Origin of the sequence: Micromonospora sp. WMMD961, assembly GCF_029626145.1 — a bacterium.
GTDB lineage: Bacteria > Actinomycetota > Actinomycetes > Mycobacteriales > Micromonosporaceae > Micromonospora.
The window spans coordinates 1,073,064-1,091,124 of sequence record NZ_JARUBJ010000002.1; the positions used below are offsets into that span (position 1 = coordinate 1,073,064).

The window sequence follows — 18,061 nt, forward strand, 5'->3', positions numbered from 1 at the left end:
CGATCAGAATAACCAATGGTGAGGGCTGCGTTAAGCCCTCACCATTGGTTGCGCCCATGAATAATTAATGTGTGACGGACGTCACTGCAGCCGGGGTCTCGCTAATTCGGCCCTCGTGAACAAATAGACGCATGTCGTCTACCCCTTATTTATCTGGCGAGCTTCATTCGAAGCGTTATCCACCGCCGACTGCCCGGCGAATGAGGCAACGTCTCGCCGCCGGCGCGCTGTCGGTCATCGTGGCGGTCGGGGCACCCTTCATCTCGGCTACGCCTGCCGTGGCGCAAGATCCCGTTCCCGGCCTCGTGACCGACCGATCCGGTGTCGTTGCGATGTCCTCGTCTGCGGGCCCGGCCACCGCCCGAGCGGCCGAAGCGGCGTTGCTCGGCTCCGACGAGCGGTTGCAGGAATTCCTGTCTACCGGCCAGCAGGAGACCCTGATCCAGGACGACCGCGTCCGGGTGGCCCAGCTGATGTCGACCAGCGGGCCCGCGATGACGGCAGCAGCCCGACCAGCACTGGGCGGCTCCCCGACTGACTTGCGGGCCTTCCTGTCGAACGGGTGGCAGGCGCCCGCCGTGCAGGACCGACGGATCCGAGTTGCGTCGCTCATCGCCATCGGCGGTCCGGCGACCAAGAAGGCGGGCCAGACCGCTCTGAACGGTGGCGACGCCGCCGTCGCGGAATTCCTGCGCAACGGCGCCTTCGTGGCGAGGACCCAAGACAATCGGATCGAGATTGCGACGATCATGTCGGTCGGCGGCGCGGAGGTGCGCCGAACGGCACAGGTCGCCCTCTCCGGAACCGACCTGGACGTACAGGAGTGGCTTGATCGCGGGCAGCATGTGGCGCGTGCCCGTGATCAGGAAGTCATGACGGTCGCGCAGCTGACCGAGATCGCCCGGCAGTCGCAGGCACTCGCCGCCAAGGAGACCAAGGCTGCTGAGGAGGCGTCCGAACGGGCGGTGACCGCGGCTCAGCTGGCCAAGGAGGCAGCGGAGACTGCGGCGGCCGAGACTGCGGCTGCCAAGGATTCGGCGGTCAAGGCGGCTGCTGCCGCTGGTCGTGCGGCCGACGCTGCGGCCCGCGCGGCCGACGCCGCACAGGATGCGATCGGAGCCGCGAACGCCGCGAACCAGGCAGCCCGTAATGCCGCCAACGCGGCGTCCCGGGCGGCTTCGGCGGCCGCGCTCGCGGGCAATGCGGCCGCGCAGGCGTACAAGGCGGCTGCGGATGCCGCGACCGACGCCACCAAGGCGAGCGCCGCGCGCAAGGCCGCCGAGACGGCCCGGGATTCGGCACGCCTGATCGACGACATCGTCGCCTCCATGCCCAAGGTCATGGCGGCGGCCGACGAGGCGAAGGCGGCCGCCAGTGCGGCCCGCAGCGCGGTGGGCAATGCTCGGGCAGCAGCTGCCGCAGCCCAAAGCGCGGGTAGTCAGGCCAACGTCGCCGAGAGCGAGGCCGCCAGGGCCCGTCGTGAGGCGAACCGCGCGGTGGCGCTGGCTCTGGCAGCCGAACGGGCCGCCACGAGGGCTGAGTCGCTCGCAGCGCAGGCGTCGGCCGCTGCCGGGCAGGCTCTCCGGCTGGCAAGGGACGCCGCCCAGCACGCCCGTGCCGCCGCCGCCGCTGCGGACCTGGCGGCGGAGCACGCCGGTGACGCTGCCACGGCAGCGGCCGAGTCGACAAGGCACGCAGCAGCCGCGCAGGTCGCAGCGGACATGGCCACGTCGGCGGCTCAGCAGGCAGACCTGGTCGACCGTACGGCCAGGGCAGGTGAGGCCGACCGGCTCACCTTCGAGACCGAGCAGGCTGTCGCGGAGGCCGCGGAACTCCGGATCGCGGAGGACGACCAGCCGATGCCTCCGCTCCCGGATGCGCCGGAGGCGGACCGGGTGGACACTGCGACCCGGCAACTGCTCGTGGAGGCGGCAGCCCCGGGTGCCCCCACCGCCGTGGTGCTGTCGAAGGGTCGAGCCGCTGCCCTGAACGTGAGTCGGTCCGGCTCCTCGTGGAGCCGCGCGGCTGCCCAGGCCGCCCTTGCCAGTGATGAGGCAGGCGTGCGGAGTTGGCTGGCGACCGTGCGGTTAACCGCCGCCGAGCAGGACGATCGCGACCGTGTCTCCGAGATGGCGACAACCACGAGCAAGCCCAATCTGAAGGTCGCCATCGAGGTCGCGCTCGACGGGACACACGCCGATGTCGTCGCATTCCTCAAGTTCCCTGCTTACGACGGCAAGGTGCAGGACGACCGGATCGCGATCGCCGCGGTCATGGACGCCGGTGGCCCGGCGACCGACGCGGCGGCGCAGGTCGCGCTCAATGGCACACCGCAGAACGCGCACGATTTCCTCCGCACGGGTCAGTACCTCGCGGCGGCTCAGGACGATCGAGTGGCGATCGCTGGCATCATGAACGGGGCCGGCCCCGAGGTTGTCGCCGCAGCCCGCATCGCGCTGGCGGGTCCGCGTGCTTTCGCCCGTGACTTCGTCCAGGTGGGGCAGTACAAGGCGGCGCAGCGGGATCACGACGCCGCGGTGCACGCCGCCACGATCAAGGGCTACGTCGCCCGGAGCGCCGAGTACGCCGCGAAGGCGCAGGTTGACGCGGCACGCGCTGCCGAGGTGGCGGCGCGGGCGCGGGCAGCCGCGAGCGAGGCGCAGGGGCACGCCGAGCGTGCCGTCCGCCTGGCCGAGGAGGCGGCCGGCTACGCGGCGCAGGCGGCGCAGTCAGCTCTGGAGGCAAGGGTGTCGGCCGATCAGGCCGCAGCCTCCGCGCTGGTTGCCCGTAACGCTGCCAACCGGGCTGTCCAGGCGGCTCAGGCGGCAAATGCCTCGGCGTCGCGGGCTGCTGACTCGGCTCGTAAGGCCCGTTCGTCGGCGAACTGGGCGCAGACGTCGGCCGCCAGGGCACGAGAGTCGGCGCTCGCGGCGGGTGCTGACGCGGTCGCCGCCGCGCAGGCCTCGCAGGAGGCGCTGGTGACCGCGATGGAGAAGGTGCGGGCCGAGGCGGAGGCGCAGCGGGCCGGTGGGCCGCAGGAGATCTTTTTTGGGCGGGAGGCCTACGGCCAGGTGCGCGGTACCGAGTCCACTCTCGCTACCGCACCGGGCAACGGCATCATCGTCTTCCGGCTCTTCATCAGCGATAAGTACTTCTACTGCCCGCCGACTGCGGTCCTGCCCTGTGGCAAGGGCGATGGCCGGTCTTTCTCGGAAGACTCCCAGGCGGGCTACCGCGTTGCGGTCGCGTGGAACACGGAGACGGGAACGGTGAGCATCACGGCCTCCCCGAGCTGCTTCAAGGTCGGGTATTGTTCACCGCCCCGGTTGATCGGGCAGGGCAACAACCTCGATATTCTCGGCTCAGGGGCGGGGCGGCTGGATTTCGCCGTCGAGGCTCAATCCTCGATTCCCGGGTTGCCAACCATCAACCAAAAGATCAGCATCAAGATCGAATCTGGAGTGACAGTGGTCAAGATCGATGGTGATCCGTACCCGGACTTCGAGGCGGTCCAGTTCAAGAACAACAGCAACAGCGGGTCACTGCTCGCGAACTCGTCCCATGCAGGCCCCGGCGGGCCTCAGCTACAGCTGTGGGATCTGACCGAGAACCGCAAGCAGACCTGGGTCGACGGTCAATCCCGGGACTTCGCGTTGGAGTACTACCTCCTGCAGAAGGAGCTCTGCCAGATCAACCCGGCTCTGTCGATGTGCCGTTGACCGTGGAGCCTAACCAGAATGCCGGGCAGCGGCTCAAAGCGCTGCCGCTGCCCGGCTTCGTCCTGATCTACACCGCGGTGTATGGCGCGCTGATCGCGATCGGCAGTGTCGTCGGGTACCTCGTGGTGGCGAATCAGCCATCCTTCGGGGCGTTCGTGGTGGAGGTCGTGCTGGCCGCCGCATACATCGTGCCCGTGTCGGTGATCCCCTTCGCTGTCGCGCTCGGGATCCTCTTCCTCTTCCGCGACGCGAAACCTGTCTGGTTCCGACTGGCGGCCGTGCTGCTCTGCAGTCTGCCGTCGGTGTGCACGCCCGAGCCGCGACAGTTGGCGTACTTCCTGCCGATGCAACTCTTGGTCGCGTTCATCGTGCGTCAGCCGTACGACCCGGAGCGGGACCAGGTGGGTGGTCACCACTGAGAGCGGAGAGCCGCGCTCCCCGACCGACCTCTGTTGGTCGGGGAGCGCGGATCGACGTTCCGGGATGCCGGGGTCAGCCGAGCCGGGTGAGCTGGGCGGCGGCCCGTTCCACGATGAGGCAGCGGTCCTCGACGTACTCCATGCCGGTCTCCTCGGCGATCCGCCGCGCCTCGGCCGAGACGATGCCCAGTTGCAGCCAGACCGCCGGGGCGCCGATCGCCGCCGCGTCCCGGACCACCTGGACGGCGTCGGCCGCCGGCCGGAACACGTCCACCAGGTCGACCGGGTGCGGGATGTCGGCCAGCGTCGGGTACGCGCGTTCCCCGAACAGTTCGTCGACAGTCGGGTTGACCGGGATGATGCGCCAGCCGTAACGCTGCATCTGCAACGGCACGGCGTGCGCGGCCTTCAACGGGTCGCGGGACGCGCCCACGACGGCGATCACGGCGGAGTCGGCGAGGATCTGCTGAGCGGTACGCACCCGCCGACTGTAGCTCCGAGCCCGATTACAGCAGAGTCAGTTGCTCCGCCGACGGTGGTGGTGGTGGCTCGGGCAGGTTGCGGTTGTCGCCGCGCTCGCCCTGGTGCATGCCGTGTCGGCGGGCGGCGATCCGCACCCGTGCGGTCACCTCCCGCTGGTACGCCTGCGGGGCGTACGCACCGGCCCGGTACAGCTCGCGGTAGCGGGGCACCAGGTGTGGGTGTTCCCGGGCGAGCCAGGGCGCGTACCACTCCCGGGCGCCGGGACGCAGGTGCAGGGGTAGTGCGGTCACGCTGGTCGCCCCGGCTGCGGCGATCGCCGACACGGTGGCGTCGATCGACGCGTCGTCGTCGCTGAGGCCGGGCAGGATCGGGGCCATCAGCACCCCGACGGAGAAGCCGGCGTCGGTGAGTGCCCGAACCGCGTCCAACCGGCGGCGTGGGTGTGGTGTGCCCGGCTCGACGGAACGCCAGAGCTGTTCGTCGACGAACCCCACGGAGAACGAGATGCCCACACTGGTGACCTCGGCGGCCTGACGTAGCAACGGCAGGTCGCGCAGGATCAGCGTGCCCTTGGTCAGGATCGAGAACGGGTTGGCGAAGTCCCGTAGGGCCGCGATGATCTGCGGCATCAACCGGTAGCGGCCCTCGGCCCGCTGGTAGCAGTCGACGTTGGTGCCCATCGCCACGTGCGCGCCCCGCCACTTCGGCGCGGCCAGCTCCCGCCGTACCAGCTCACCGGCGTTGACCTTGACGATCACCTTCCGGTCGAAGTCCGCACCGGCGTCGAGATCGAGGTAGGTGTGCGTGTTGCGGGCGAAGCAGTTGTGGCTGACCACCCCGTTGGCGATGAAGTCGCCGGTGCCGGTGGTGATGTCCCAGAGCGGCAACTCCAGCCCGAGCGCCTGGATGTCGACAACCCTGAGGTCCGCCATGCACTTCAGTGCGGCGCCCTCGATCGAGCGCTTCCTGCTGATCGCCGGGTCGGTCAGGTGAAAGAACCGGAGCCGGGCGGTGAGACCTCCGGTCAGCCTGATCTGCCGCACCCGGTTGGGGCGGCCGGGATCCTCTCGGACGTACGAGAACCCGAACCGTCGAAGCGCGGCCGTCGTCTGGTCGAGGATCGCGTCGTCGCTGTTACTGATGCGCAGGATTCCCCGGCTGCAACTGCCCTCGGCGTCGAAGATGCCTGCCAGGAAGCCGAGCCGCCACTCGTCGCTGGGACTGACCGGCCACTGGATCAGCCCGGTGATCCTCTCGATGTCCCGCTGCTTGGAGGTGCGGATGGCCGACAGGGCTCGGCGTGTGGCGCTGGCCGGTGTGAACGCGAAGCGGCTCGTCTCGATGCCCTCCTGGGCGAGGTAGCGCTCACTCCTGCTCAACGCCTCGTCATCGATCAGCGCCAGACGGAACCGGTGCACCACCCCGTAGGAGTACGAGAAGGTGCGGAGGTGGGCGTCGCCCCGCACCATCCCGCAGAGGTAGCCCCGGCGGTAGTCGAGTGACTCCTTGGGCCCGGCCGCGAAACGGCCCGTTCCGATGAGGCGGTTGTTCGTTGTCAGGTAGGGGCGTTTGCCGCTGCCCTGCATGGCACCGGTGACGTACTTCCAGCCACGGTCCGAGAGGAACCGGTGGTCGCCGCTGGCGATGAGCGTGGTGCCGTCCGCCAATGTGACTCGGTATGCGGGCTTCACGGTGGACCACTTGTCGAGGACGGTGGTGACCACATACCGGCGGTAGGCACCGCGGCGCTCGGTGCCATAGATGCGGTCGCCGGGCTCCAACTCGCTGATCGGCTTCGTGCGCCCGTCCGCCATCAGGATCGGGGTGTCACCGGCCATGCAGTAAACACACGCATGACTGCATCCCCGGTACGGGTTGATGGTCCACCCGAAGGGCACGCGGGACTGCCCGGGCACCCGGTTGAGGATGGACTTGGCCTGCACCTCGTAGAAGGTCATCCCGGCGAACTCGGGAGTGTCGAAGGTGCGGGCGACGGCGCCGGGCAGCGCCAGCGGCAGGGGTGGCGTCGCTGGCGCTGCCCGCTCGGGGTCTCCCTCGACCGGGGGAGCGGTGAGGTTGTCCCAGCGCATGGGCACTATTCGAACACGTGTACGAGCAGCGCGCAAGTGACCCGCCGGACACCCGTGAGTGCTCGGCGGTGCCGACGGGGGAGGATGGACGCCATGGAGACGTCGACCTTCGTCTACGACGGTGACTGCGCGTTCTGCACGACCTGTGCGGAGTTCGTCGAACGCCGGATCCCCACCACGGCGCGCGTGGTGCCCTGGCAGTTCGCCGACCTGGACGTGCTCGGCCTCACCGTGGCCGAGTGCGAGGAGGCCGTGCAGTGGGTCGGTGCGGACGGCGTACGCGCCGCCGGGCCGGATGCCATCGCGCAGCTGCTCGCCGGCAGCGGCCCGGTCTGGCGGGTGGCCGGCGCCGGCCTGCGGTTCCCGCCGGTACGCGTCGCGGCCTGGCCGGTGTACCGCTGGGTGGCGCGCAACCGGCACCGCCTGCCCGGCGGCACGGCGGCCTGTTCCCTGCCGCAGGAAGCCCGCGAACGGCTCTACGGCCCGGCTGGACGCCCGACCGCCGGGGCCTGATCGCCGAGCGGCGACGAGTCCGCACGGGCATCGATCGGGGGCTGGTCAGGTGGTGTCGACGTGGGCGCGGTGGGGCCGCGGCCGACGAGCCGGCGGGCCCAGACCAGCGGGCGGACCCGTTCCAGCGGCAGGAAGCTGGTCATCGCGGCCAGGTGCGGCGCGAACGAGATGGTGATGGTCGCGATGGTGACCGCGTGGAACGAGTAGAAGAAGCCGACCATGGCGAGTCGCCAGCGGGGTGGCAGGAAGAAGACGACCGGGCTGAGCAGTTCGAACGCCACGATGCCGAACTGGGCGACGATCAGCAGGTACGGCACCTGGGCGATGAGGTCGGCCAGGTCGGTGCCGCGCCGGATGATCGCGCGGGCCAGCACCGAGCCGGTCAGCCAGTCCAGGCCGCCGAAGCGCAGCTTGGCGAAGGCGGCCAGGAAGTACGTGCAGATCACCGCGATCTGGGTGACTCGTAGGGCCCAGCCGCCGGCCTCGGTGCGGGTGGTGTCGCCGTGCCGGGCCCGGCCGGCGGTGGGCAGCACGGCCAGCGCGATGAGCAGTCCGAACCGGTCGTGGTCGACCTTCCCGTAGCTCATCGCGATGATCATCCACTCCAGGTACAGCGCGCAGACCGTCCAGCCGAGCAGACGGGGTGCGCGTCCGGTCGCGGCGAGGAGTGCGAGCGCCAGCAACGACCAGAAGATCACCGTCACCAGCGTCTCGGTCGGCGTCGGCAGGGGGAGCGCGCGGCCGATCAGCAACGGCTGGTAAAGGTCGCCGGGCACGCTGACGCGGGTGCGCACCCAGGGGGTGAAGACCACCAGGTCGGCGGCGACGAAGAGGTAGATCAGGGTCCGGAACGCGGCCACCCGACCTCGGGGGACGGCCTCGGTCAGCCAGCGGGTCATCGGGGCGCCTGCCAGCTGACGACGGTCTGGTCGGTGTGCTGCCCGGTCGGCCGACCGGCGCGGATGCCGTGCCAGCGGATGACGATGCGGACCTCGACCAGCGCGGGGGCGTCCGGGTGGCGTTCGGCGTACGCGTCGGCGACCTCGGTGAGCAGCGTCGGGTCGGCGGCGTATCGCGCCTGCTGACCCTCGATCTCGGCGCGGCGGATGCCGGTCGCGTCCTGGTCGAGGTCGATCACCGTCCCGGCGCTGTTGACTCCCTCGACGCGGGTGTCGGGGGCGGGTGCGTTCGGCGGGTTGGAGGTGGAGTACATCCGGAACGGGCCGAACGGGAAGTCGTCGTCGCTGCCCCAGAAGGTGCCGACCAGTAGCAGGGCGAGGCCGAGTGCGGTCGCGCCGAGCCGGGTCACGCGCCCGCGGGTGCTCAGGGTCTCCATCGGGTCGTGACGATACGGGATGTACCGGCCGGGTCGGGTCCCACCGACGGTCAGTTCGGCCTGCCCGGGCAGGTGATCATGCAGGCCTTGCCCGGGTACGACGAAGGCCGGGCCCGCACCGGGCCCGGCCTTTCGTGTCGTTCGGACGACTCAGTGGTTGTGCTCGGCCAGCTGCTTGCGGACGTCGTCCATGTCCAGTGCCTCGACCTGCTCGATCAGGTTCTCCAGCGCCGACTCGGGGAGGGCGCCCGGCTGGGCGAAGACGATGACGCCGTCGCGGATCGCCATGATCGTGGGGATCGACCGGATGTCGAACTTGGCGCCCAACTCCTGCTGGGCCTCGGTGTCGACCTTGCCGAACACGATGTTCTGGTGCTTCTCCGAGGAGCGCTCGTAGACCGGGGCGAACCGCTTGCACGGACCACACCAGTCGGCCCAGAAGTCGACCAGGACGATGCCGTCGTTGCCGGTCACCTCGTCGAAGTTCGCCGAGGTCAGCTCAACGGTTGCCATTGCACTCTCCGATCACCGCGGTTTGTCTACGACCCGTAGAACCAGGGCTGACCGTATCGAATTCCCGGGGGGTGGGTCACGAAACGTGCCGGTCCAGCCAGGGCGCCCGGGGTCATCGACTCACGTCTGTTTCTTCCGGACCTGCGGAACGCAAATGCACGACGCACTTGCGTGACCTGCGGTAATGGGAGCGTTTCCAAGGAGATCCACCCGATTGAGCTGTACGAATCGGTAACTTGGCCTGTGACAAGGAGGTATCCGGCCTGCGGAGATCGCTGATCAACCGCCGAACCGTCACCCTGAGTAGTGTTACAAAAAGATAAATGTGACGCCGATCTCTGTCGAACCTACGCTGTCGTAGGGCAGACTTCTCGGCATCAGAGCGTGGGCGGCGGGTGCCGGGGAGGGCCCCGCCGCTCATTGCGTCTCCCCCCGGGTGTCAGTGACCGGTGTGACTTTTCCACCGCCGATGCGCCCCGCCGGTTGCCTTAACCTTCGGTAAGGCATGCTGTGCCGAACTCCATCGCCGCCCGTCGGAGGGGACCAGGATGCAGTTCGGCCGCTACTACGAGGAGTTCGAGGTCGGCGCGGTCTACCGGCACTGGCCGGGCAAGACCGTCACCGAGTACGACGACCACCTCTTCTGCCTGCTCACCATGAACCACCACCCGCTGCACATGGACGCGCACTACGCCGAGACGGCCAGCCAGTTCAAGCGCAACGTGGTGGTCGGCAACTACATCTACTCCCTGCTGCTCGGCATGTCGGTGCCCGACGTGAGTGGAAAGGCCATCGCCAACCTGGAGGTCGAGTCGCTGCGGCACGTAGCGCCGACCTTCCACGGCGACACCATCTACGGCGAGACAACGGTGCTGGACAAGCGCGAGTCCGGCTCCAAGCCCGACCGTGGGGTGGTGTCGGTGGAGACCCGCGGCTACAACCAGGACGGCACCATGGTCTGCGTCTTCCGGCGCAAGGTCATGGTCCCCAAGCGGGAGTACGCGGCCGCCGCCGTCCCCGACGGGGTGGATCCCGAGCGGCCCAGCTTCCCCGAGCCACGGTGAGCGGCGCGGCGGGCTGACCGCCCTCGGACGCCGGGCCCCTTCCCGCAGCGCGTTTGCCGCGGAAGGGGCCCTTCTCCCGTTCTCGGGGCATATGCTGACGCCGGAGGTTCCGATGAGCCACTCCGTTGCCGGAGAGCCGTCCTCTGCCGGCCGCCGAGCCGCGTCGTCGACCACGGCTGCCTATTCCGCCGCCGAGTGGGACCTGCTCACCAGCCTTCCCGGTCGGGTTCTCGTCGCCGCCGCCACCTCGGGACCGGGGCGCGCCGAACGGGGGGTCATGGCCGGCCTCGCCGGTCTGGACGCCGTGGCCGCAGGCCGAGCCTTCGACAGCGATCTCGTCCGTGCGGTGGTCGCCGCGATCTACGCCCGGCACGACGCCACCCCGCAGCCCACCGAGCAGCTCACCGATCTGGTGGACCTGTTGGCCGGCTGCCGGGCGGCGAACCGGGTCCTACGCCGGCGCGCCGACCCTGCCGACTCGGCCGCGTACCGCCAGTGGGTGCAGTCGGTAGCGGCCCGGGTGTGCCGCGCGGTGCCCAACCCCGGCGAAGGTCGGGTGGACCACCTGGCCACCCCGGCGGACCGGCGCTTCCTGAAGCGGCTCGGCGCCGCGCTTGGGCTGTGCTGATCCGGCAGGTCGTCGCGGCGGGCGCCGACGTGGTCCGTACCCTCTGATGACCGTGACCGAAGACCAGCTTGAGGTGGGTGTGGGCCCCTGGCCGGGGGACCCGCCGGACGACCCGCGTTACGACAGGCAGTTGCTGGCCGAGGGGGACCGGCGCAACGTCGTCGACCGCTACCGCTACTGGCGGCGCGAGGCGATCGTCGCCGACCTGGACCAGCGCCGGCACGGTTTCCACGTCGCCATCGAGAACTGGCAGCACGACTTCAACATTGGCACGGTGGTCCGCAACGCCAACGCGTTCAACGCCGCCGAGGTGCACATCGTCGGGCGGCGACGGTGGAACCGGCGTGGCGCGATGGTGACCGATCGCTACCAGCACGTGCGGCACCACGAGACGATCGAGGAGTTCGTGGCCTGGGCCGCCGAGCGTCGACTTCCGGTGTTCGGCATCGACAACCTGCCCGGGTCGCGTCCGCTGGAGACCGGCGCTCTTCCCCGGGACTGCGTCCTGCTGTTCGGCCAGGAGGGGCCCGGGCTCTCCGCGCCGGCCCGAGCGGCGTGCGACCAGCTCTACTCCATCGCCCAGTACGGCTCGACGAGGTCGATCAACGCCGGTGTGGCCAGCGGTATCGCCATGCACGCCTGGATTCGCGCGCACGCCGGGCCGCCGCCGGACTGAACCGCGCCCCGGACGCCGAATTGGACGTTCCCGCTTGACGTGCCATCGGTATGGGGTGACGGTGGGGATGTGAGTGTCGCGGTGAGTTGTCCGAGATGCGGGGGCCCGGTACGGGCGCCGGATCTGATGCACACCGACTCGAGATGCGTGCGCTGCGGCCCCGTGCCGCCGCTGCACGTGCCCGAGCACATCGGAGCGGACATCGTGGCGAGCGTGGTGGAACGGATCACCGCGACCGCGGATCCGCCGGGAACGCCGCTGTGGTGCCCCTGGCCGTTGCCACCGGGCTGGACGCTCACCGGCGTGGCGTACGCCGGGGACGACCGGACGGGAGTGCGGGCGACAGCGGTGGCCTGCGCGGGCCCGGCACCCCTCGGCGGTGGCCCGGCCGACCTGGTCTTCGTGGCCGAGGAGCCGGGCGTCGGGCTGGGCACCCGGCTCGCCGGACTGGCCGGGCCGGACCCGGGACCGGAGTTGGCCGACGCGTTGACCGACCCGGGGCCAGGTCATCCCGACCACGTCGGGCAGGCCAAGATCAGAGTCGCCGGGCACCCCACTCCACTGTGGTTGGTGAATTCTCCGACAGATCGAAGCGCGTACGCAGGCGAGGCTCGGGGAATGTGGCTCCATGCGATAGCCTGGCCGGCGAGTGCGGGTCACCTGCTCGCGGAAGACGTCGTGCTGCACGACCTGACCGAGTGGACTCCGCCCGAGCTCGTGTACGGCGCACCGTCCCCGTACTTACCCGGGAGGCCTTGACAAGTCTCCCGGTTTGACGGAGAACGGACGCAGATATTCACTGTACGACACCACACTGATACTCTGGGTGCCGCTGCGGTAATGGGACCCGGCGCCGCGCGAGAGGATGGCCCGCCATGGTCAAGAAGGTCCTCACCTGGGCCGGAATCGCATTCTTGATCTTCTTCGTCGCCTACCGGCCAAACTCTGCGGCTGATGTCTTCAAGTCGCTCGGCGGCGGGATCATGGATATTGCGCAGGGGTTCGGCGACTTCTTCACCAGTCTCGTCGCCTAGCCGCCGATGGGTAGCCCCTCCGGTCCACCCTTCGACCCGGACGACCCCGACCGGGAGCGCCGCGAGCGCGACACCGAGCCGATCCCGCGGATCGGGCCCGATGACGGCCCGGGCTACGGGGCCGGGCCGAGCCTGTCCGACGGTCCGTCCCTTTCGGACGACGTCGGCTATGGCGACGGGCCCGGCTATGCCGGCCAGGGTCGTTCCGGTCGGGCGTGGATCCGTGATCCGGAGGCTGGCTACCAGCCGCCGCAGATCTCCGAGGACGAGCTGGCCGGGTTGCGCGCCGACGCGACCGGAGCGACTCCCCGGCGGGTGCTACCCCTGGAGGACGAGCCGAGTTCGCTGGTCGCCCGCTACCTCTTCCCTACCGAACGCTACCGGGGTGAGTGGAAGCGGCACTGGATCCACCTCACCACCCCGCTGTTGATCGGCATCGCGGCGACCTTCGTGCTCGGCTACCTCTCCGGCTTCCTCGCCGGGCAGAACGTGGGGGCGCTGACCACCATCGCCGTGCTGCTCTGGTTCGCCGTGATGGGCTGGGTGGCGTGGAAGGTCGCGGACTGGTGGTATGACCGTTTTATCTTGACCAACAAGCGGGTCATGGTGGTCAACGGCATCATCACCCGTCGGGTCGCGATGATGCCGCTGGTCCGGGTCACCGACATGAAGTACGAGCAGACCCCGACCGGGCGAGCGCTCAACTACGGCACCTTCGTGTTGGAGTCCGCCGGCCAGGAGCAGGCGCTCCGCGAGATCAAGAACCTACCCAACCCGAACGAGCTCTACCTGCGCGTCGTCGAGGAGATGTACGAGCCGCAGGCAGTCGAGGCGCGGCTCGGCAAGGAAGCCGACGAAGCCAAGGCCGACGACGGGGCGTGAAGGTTTTCGACCGAACATCGGAGTAAGTGCGCACCTTTCGTCATGGACCGGAACGCCTCTGACGTGGCACTCTGCCAGGACGACCGGGGTGTGGAGGTGGGCGGTGACGAGCAGGGACTCGTTGGAGGAGCAGTTCCGCGAGTTCGTCGCGGCCCGCTCCGCCGCGCTCCTACGCACCGCTTATCTGCTCACCGGCGACTGGGCCACGGCGGAGGATCTGCTCCAGACGGCGCTGACCAAGACCTACCTGGCGTGGAAGCGGCTCGGCGGAATCGAGGCCGTCGAACCGTACGCCCGACGTGTGATGGTCAACACATCCACGAGCTGGTGGCGGCGGCGCTGGCATGGTGAACGCCCGACCGAGGTGCTGCCCGAACGGGCCGGGATCGACGAGATCGAGCAGCAGCTCGACCGTGACCTGCTCTGGCGGCATCTGCGGCAGTTGCCCAACCGGCAGCGGGCGGTGTTGGTGTTGCGCTACTACGAGGACATGTCGGAGGCGCAGACCGCCGCGATGCTGGACATCTCACCGGGCACGGTGAAGAGCCAGACGTCCCGAGCCCTGGCCACGCTGCGTCGGCGGATGGGAGCCGACGCAGCCGACCTCCCCGCCGCAGCCGGCGCCGCCGGTCGGTCGGCGGCTGCTGCCGGTCGGCCGACCGCATCCGGTGCCGTTCGGCCAGCCGGCTCGGGCGTCCCAGACGGGCGGCTCCCGGCCACCAGTGCGACGCCCCGCCCCCGGCAGACGACCGGCCGGGTAGCACCCCGCCCGGCCACACCCCGCCCGGCCACACCCCGCCCGGCCACACCCCGCCCGGTCGTCCCGCAGGTCGTGTTGCCCACCGCCCCGGCGGCCGTGCCCGTCGGCACCGGCTCCGGGGAGCAGCAGTGAGCGGATCGCCAGGCCGACCCGACAACCTGCGGGCCGGGCCGAGGCGTTCATACGAGGTGCGGCCAGACGAGCTGGAAGGTGCGGTGCGGGAGAGTCTCTCGCACCAGGTGGCCCTTGCCCGCCCGCTGAGCGCCGACCCCGCTGGCCAGGCGATTCGACGCGCGAACCGGATCCGGCGTCGGCGCACAGGTGCCGGGCTCGCGCTCGCGGCGGCCGTCACCGTGCTGCTGGGCGCCGGCATGGTTCAACTCGGCGCGGGGACCGGGCGGGACGGCGCACCGATCGCGGTGATCGGTGATCCGGACCGGCCCAACCGGCCGGTCCCGACGGCGAGCGTTCCAGGTGCCGAAACCTCGCCCGGGACGTCCGCCTCCCTGGTGGTGAGCGAGACGCTGGTCAACCCCGATGGGCAGCGGCTGGTGTTGCGCGACATCGGGCCGGCCGAGCACGCGCAGCTCCTGCCCGGCGGAGGCGGTTGGTTGGTGGTCAGCACGCCGACCACCGCCGGCCGATCCCTCTGGGTGGTGCAGAACGACGGCCTGGTGCAGGTGCTGCTCGCCGGGGCAGGCCCGATCGTCCTGGCACCGGACAGTCGACAGGTCGCCTGGCGCGACGGCAGCGACCTGATCGTGGCGGGGGTGGTCGGCGCCCAGCTCATCGGCGCGGCGCGCACCCCGGTGCCCGCAGCCGCCGAGCCCGTCCGGTTCGTCGGTGACAGCGTGCTGGTCCGGCTCGACCCCGAGAGTGCCGGTCACACCCTCTGGCGGCCGGGCACCGGGCAGATGCCCGCGGCCGTCGACCGGCAGACCCTCAACGTCTACGGAGCGCTGCCCGACGGGCGACTGGTCGGTCAGACCGTCGCGACCGACCCCGGCGGGACCTGCCTGGCCGTACTCGCCCCGACGCGTTACCTGAAGCCGGTGGAGTCCGGCTGTGGTGCGGACCTGAGCCAGGACGGCATCGGTGGGGTCTCCGCCGACGGGCGGTGGCTGCTGGCGAACGGCCGGGTGGGCAAGACCGACCAGGCACTTCTGGTCGACCTGCGACGACTCGGGCCGACGCCGACCGCCGTTGCGGCCGGGCCGCCGATAACCGGTGCGATCGTCTGGAGCAACGAAACCCAGGCCGTCTACCTCGACGGCGGCGGTGACCTGGTCCGGGTCGACGTCGGCCGGGTACGGGCCGGGAAACCGGCGGCTCCCACGCCGGTGCCCGACGTGCCGGCCGGGGACCGACCCGTCCTGGTGAAGAGCTTCTGACCCACCGACCTCCGCGGGGCAGGCCGGGTGCTCTCTCGGTAGCGTCATGAGGTGACCTCGCGTACCGGCGCCGCCCTGCGGATCGACCTGCACACCCACTCGACGGCCAGCGACGGCACGTTGACCCCGGCCGAACTGGTCCGGGCTGCCGCCACGGCAGGGCTGGACGTGTTGGCGATCACCGACCACGACACCACCGCCGGCTGGGCGCCGGCCGTCGGCGCGCTGCCGCCCGGACTGCACCTGATCCGGGGTGCGGAACTCTCCTGTCGCTGGTCCGGCACATTCCCGGCGGTGCCGCTGCACCTGCTGGCGTACCTGTTCGACCCGGACCACCCGGAACTGGTGGCCGAGCTGGCCCGGGTCCGGGCCGCCCGGGAAGATCGCGGCGAACGGATCGTCGCGCTGTTGCGCGCCGACGGCATCGACGTGAGCTGGCCGGACATCCTGGCCGGTGCGGGCGGCGGCACGGTGGGTCGGCCGCACATCGCCCAGGCGCTGATCCGGATCGGCCTGGTCGGCAGCACCCGGGAGGCGTTCGGGCCGGACTGGCTGGGCGAACGGTACCGACTCCCCAAGGACGACATCGACGTGTTTCACGCGGTCCGGCTGGTGCGCTCGGCCGGCGGCGTGCCGGTCTTCGCCCATCCCCGGGCCACCCGCCGCGGCCGGGTGGTGCCCGACGAGTTGATCGCCGAGTTGGCCGCCGCCGGGCTGGCCGGGCTCGAGGCCGACCACGAGGACCACAGCCCCGCCGAGCGGGCGCACGTCCGGGCGCTCGCCGCCGACCTGGGCCTGCTCGTCACCGGCTCCTCGGATTTCCACGGCACCCACAAGACCGTCCAACTCGGTGCGTTCACCACCGGCATCGACGCGTACGAGCGGATCGTCGCCGAAGGGGTGACCGAGGTCGCTTCCGGCTGATCCCCGTTTCGGGGAATCTCGGCGCGGCTAGGTTGATCACGTGGATCTGAAGCTGTTCGGCGAGGTTTTCGTGACCCTGCTGGTGATCACCGACCCGCCGGGCATGATGCCGATCTTCCTGGCGTTGACCGGCCCGCTGCCCGCCCGCGACCGCAACCGGGCGGCCTGGCAGGCCGTCACGCTGGCGTTGGGCGTGATCGTGGTCTTCGCGGTGGCGGGGCAGACCCTGCTGGACTACCTGCACGTGGACCTGCCGGCGTTGCAGGCGGCCGGTGGTCTGCTGCTCGTCCTCGTCGCGCTGGAGTTGCTCACCGGCAAGACCGACGGCCCGAGCTCGGACGCCACCTCGAACATCGCCCTGGTGCCGTTGGGCACCCCGCTGCTGGCTGGCCCGGGTGCCATCGTGGCCACCATGCTCTTCGTCCAGCAGGCCGACGGCCTGGGCGACTACACCGCCATCGCCGTGGCGATCCTCGCCGTGATGCTCGCGGTCTGGATCGTCCTCCGCTTCTCCGGCGGCATCGTGAAGGTCCTGCGTCCCGGCGGGATCGAGGTGCTGACCAGAATCGCCGGTCTGCTGCTGGCCGCGATCGCCGTGCAGCTCATCGCCGACGCGGTGTTCGCCTTCGTCACGCAGTACGTCAACATGACCTGACCGGCACACCCATGCTGTCGGTGGTGGATGGCAGGATCGCAGGCGTGCGACGATCCTCCTCAGCGGGACGGCCGGCGGCCGGTGGCCGGGCCCCCCAACAACGCGACGGCGCTGCCGAGCAACTCGGCTTCGAGGGCATGCCGGAGCGTCTGTTCGTCTGCACACCGAGCAAACTTGGCGCGTTCGCCGACTGCCCGCGTCGCTACCGCTACTCGTATGTCGACCGGCCGACACCACCCAAGGGCCCACCGTGGGCGCACAACTCGCTCGGGGCCAGCGTGCACACCGCCCTGAAAAACTGGTACGCGCTGCCTGCCGACCGGCGTCGCCCCGAGGCCATGGCCACTCTGCTCAAGGGCACCTGGGTCCGCGAGGGTTACCGCGACGACGAGCAGGAGCGGGCCGCCTACCGGCGGGCGTTGGGCTGGCTGGAGACGTACGTCGAGACGTTGGAGGACGACTCCGACCCGCTCGGTGTGGAGCGGGTGGTGGCGGTCAAGACCGCCGTGCTGGCGTTCAACGGTCGCGCCGACCGGATCGACTCACGGCCCGGGCCGCAGGGGCCGGAGCTGGTCATCGTCGACTACAAGACCGGTCGCAGCGGGCTGGACACGGACGACGCGCGGGGTTCGCAGGCATTGGCGCTCTACGCGTACGCGGCCGAGCGTGTGTTCCGCCGACCGTGTCGTCGAGTGGAGCTGCACCACCTGCCCACCGGCACGGTCGCCGGCCACGATCACACCGTCGAGTCGCTGGCGCGGCAGTTGACCCGTGCGGAGGAGACGGCCCGCGACATCATGGCCGCCGAGCGGGCGGTCGCCGACGGGGCCGACGCGGACGAGGCGTTCCCGGTGGCACCCAGCCCACGCTGTGGCTGGTGCGACTTCCGCCGGCACTGCCCGACCGGGGCGCAGGTGCCGGGCAAGGAACCGTGGGCGGCCGTGGACCGGCACGCCGACGGCTGATCCTGGGCG

19 protein-coding genes are annotated in these 18,061 nt (G+C 70.4%); 14 read left to right on the forward strand and 5 right to left on the reverse strand.

What is annotated here, in order from left to right:
* Nucleotides 1–200 precede the first annotated feature (200 nt).
* Nucleotides 201–3,719 carry an ALF repeat-containing protein gene (locus O7614_RS05225; RefSeq protein WP_278137360.1) on the forward strand — a complete coding sequence of 1,173 codons (3,519 nt, stop codon included), beginning with the start codon at nt 201–203 and terminating at the stop codon, nt 3,717–3,719.
* Nucleotides 3,710–4,138 carry a hypothetical protein gene (locus O7614_RS05230; protein ID WP_278137361.1) on the forward strand — a complete coding sequence of 143 codons (429 nt, stop codon included), beginning with the start codon at nt 3,710–3,712 and terminating at the stop codon, nt 4,136–4,138. Before O7614_RS05225 ends, O7614_RS05230 begins: the two co-directional genes overlap by 10 nt.
* A 73-nt stretch (nt 4,139–4,211) precedes the next feature.
* On the opposite strand, the gene O7614_RS05235 is transcribed toward O7614_RS05230, so the two are convergent.
* Nucleotides 4,212–4,619 (reverse strand): CoA-binding protein, encoded by a 408-nt coding sequence (locus tag O7614_RS05235; protein ID WP_278137362.1) that lies wholly within the window; start codon nt 4,617–4,619, stop codon nt 4,212–4,214.
* A gap of 25 nt (nt 4,620–4,644) precedes the next feature.
* The gene (locus tag O7614_RS05240) at nt 4,645–6,711 is read right to left on the reverse strand and encodes an intein-containing Rv2578c family radical SAM protein (protein WP_278137363.1); all 2,067 of its coding nucleotides are present in this window, start codon (nt 6,709–6,711) and stop codon (nt 4,645–4,647) included.
* Nucleotides 6,712–6,804: 93 nt separating this feature from the next.
* Here O7614_RS05240 and O7614_RS05245 point away from each other — a divergent pair, with 93 nt between their 5' ends.
* Nucleotides 6,805–7,224, forward strand: coding sequence for a DUF393 domain-containing protein (locus O7614_RS05245; RefSeq protein WP_278137364.1), 420 nt, complete (start codon nt 6,805–6,807; stop codon nt 7,222–7,224).
* Here the strand turns inward: O7614_RS05245 and O7614_RS05250 are convergent.
* The 3 genes from O7614_RS05250 to trxA all read right to left on the reverse strand — a co-directional run bounded on the left by O7614_RS05250 (nt 7,188) and on the right by trxA (nt 9,073).
* Nucleotides 7,188–8,123, reverse strand: a complete 936-nt coding sequence (locus tag O7614_RS05250; protein ID WP_278137365.1) for an HTTM domain-containing protein — start codon at nt 8,121–8,123, stop codon at nt 7,188–7,190. The genes O7614_RS05245 and O7614_RS05250 overlap by 37 nt on opposite strands.
* Nucleotides 8,120–8,560 (reverse strand): hypothetical protein, encoded by a 441-nt coding sequence (locus tag O7614_RS05255; protein WP_278137366.1) that lies wholly within the window; start codon nt 8,558–8,560, stop codon nt 8,120–8,122. The genes O7614_RS05250 and O7614_RS05255 overlap by 4 nt, the downstream gene beginning before the upstream one ends.
* Before the next feature lie 150 nt (nt 8,561–8,710).
* Nucleotides 8,711–9,073 carry a thioredoxin gene (trxA, locus tag O7614_RS05260; protein WP_030329190.1) on the reverse strand — a complete coding sequence of 121 codons (363 nt, stop codon included), beginning with the start codon at nt 9,071–9,073 and terminating at the stop codon, nt 8,711–8,713.
* Between the two features lie 548 nt (nt 9,074–9,621).
* Between trxA and O7614_RS05265 the strand changes: the two genes are divergently transcribed.
* The 11 genes from O7614_RS05265 to O7614_RS05315 all read left to right on the forward strand — a co-directional run bounded on the left by O7614_RS05265 (nt 9,622) and on the right by O7614_RS05315 (nt 18,052).
* Nucleotides 9,622–10,137: a MaoC family dehydratase gene (locus O7614_RS05265; RefSeq protein ID WP_278137367.1), complete on the forward strand. Its 516-nt coding sequence runs from the start codon at nt 9,622–9,624 to the stop codon at nt 10,135–10,137.
* Nucleotides 10,138–10,249: 112 nt separating this feature from the next.
* Nucleotides 10,250–10,765, forward strand: coding sequence for a hypothetical protein (locus O7614_RS05270; protein ID WP_278137368.1), 516 nt, complete (start codon nt 10,250–10,252; stop codon nt 10,763–10,765).
* A gap of 52 nt (nt 10,766–10,817) precedes the next feature.
* Nucleotides 10,818–11,441: an RNA methyltransferase gene (locus O7614_RS05275; RefSeq protein WP_278142151.1), complete on the forward strand. Its 624-nt coding sequence runs from the start codon at nt 10,818–10,820 to the stop codon at nt 11,439–11,441.
* 81 nt (nt 11,442–11,522) lie between these two features.
* A complete protein-coding gene (locus O7614_RS05280) occupies nt 11,523–12,200 on the forward strand; it encodes a DUF6758 family protein (RefSeq protein WP_347404334.1) in 678 nt (225 codons plus the stop codon).
* A gap of 116 nt (nt 12,201–12,316) precedes the next feature.
* Entirely contained in the window at nt 12,317–12,475 is a 159-nt protein-coding gene (locus O7614_RS05285; protein ID WP_007455302.1) for a hypothetical protein, read from the forward strand.
* A 6-nt stretch (nt 12,476–12,481) separates the two neighbouring features.
* Nucleotides 12,482–13,357, forward strand: a complete 876-nt coding sequence (locus tag O7614_RS05290) for a PH domain-containing protein (RefSeq protein WP_278137370.1) — start codon at nt 12,482–12,484, stop codon at nt 13,355–13,357.
* A 103-nt stretch (nt 13,358–13,460) separates the two neighbouring features.
* Nucleotides 13,461–14,249 (forward strand): SigE family RNA polymerase sigma factor, encoded by a 789-nt coding sequence (locus tag O7614_RS05295; RefSeq protein WP_278137371.1) that lies wholly within the window; start codon nt 13,461–13,463, stop codon nt 14,247–14,249.
* A gap of 83 nt (nt 14,250–14,332) precedes the next feature.
* The gene (locus tag O7614_RS05300) at nt 14,333–15,508 is read left to right on the forward strand and encodes a hypothetical protein (protein ID WP_278137372.1); all 1,176 of its coding nucleotides are present in this window, start codon (nt 14,333–14,335) and stop codon (nt 15,506–15,508) included.
* Nucleotides 15,509–15,559: 51 nt separating this feature from the next.
* Nucleotides 15,560–16,432, forward strand: a complete 873-nt coding sequence (locus O7614_RS05305; protein WP_278137373.1) for a PHP domain-containing protein — start codon at nt 15,560–15,562, stop codon at nt 16,430–16,432.
* Nucleotides 16,433–16,472: 40 nt separating this feature from the next.
* Entirely contained in the window at nt 16,473–17,087 is a 615-nt protein-coding gene (locus O7614_RS05310; protein WP_278137374.1) for a MarC family protein, read from the forward strand.
* Between the two features lie 137 nt (nt 17,088–17,224).
* Nucleotides 17,225–18,052 (forward strand): PD-(D/E)XK nuclease family protein, encoded by an 828-nt coding sequence (locus O7614_RS05315; RefSeq protein WP_278142152.1) that lies wholly within the window; start codon nt 17,225–17,227, stop codon nt 18,050–18,052.
* Nucleotides 18,053–18,061 lie beyond the last annotated feature (9 nt).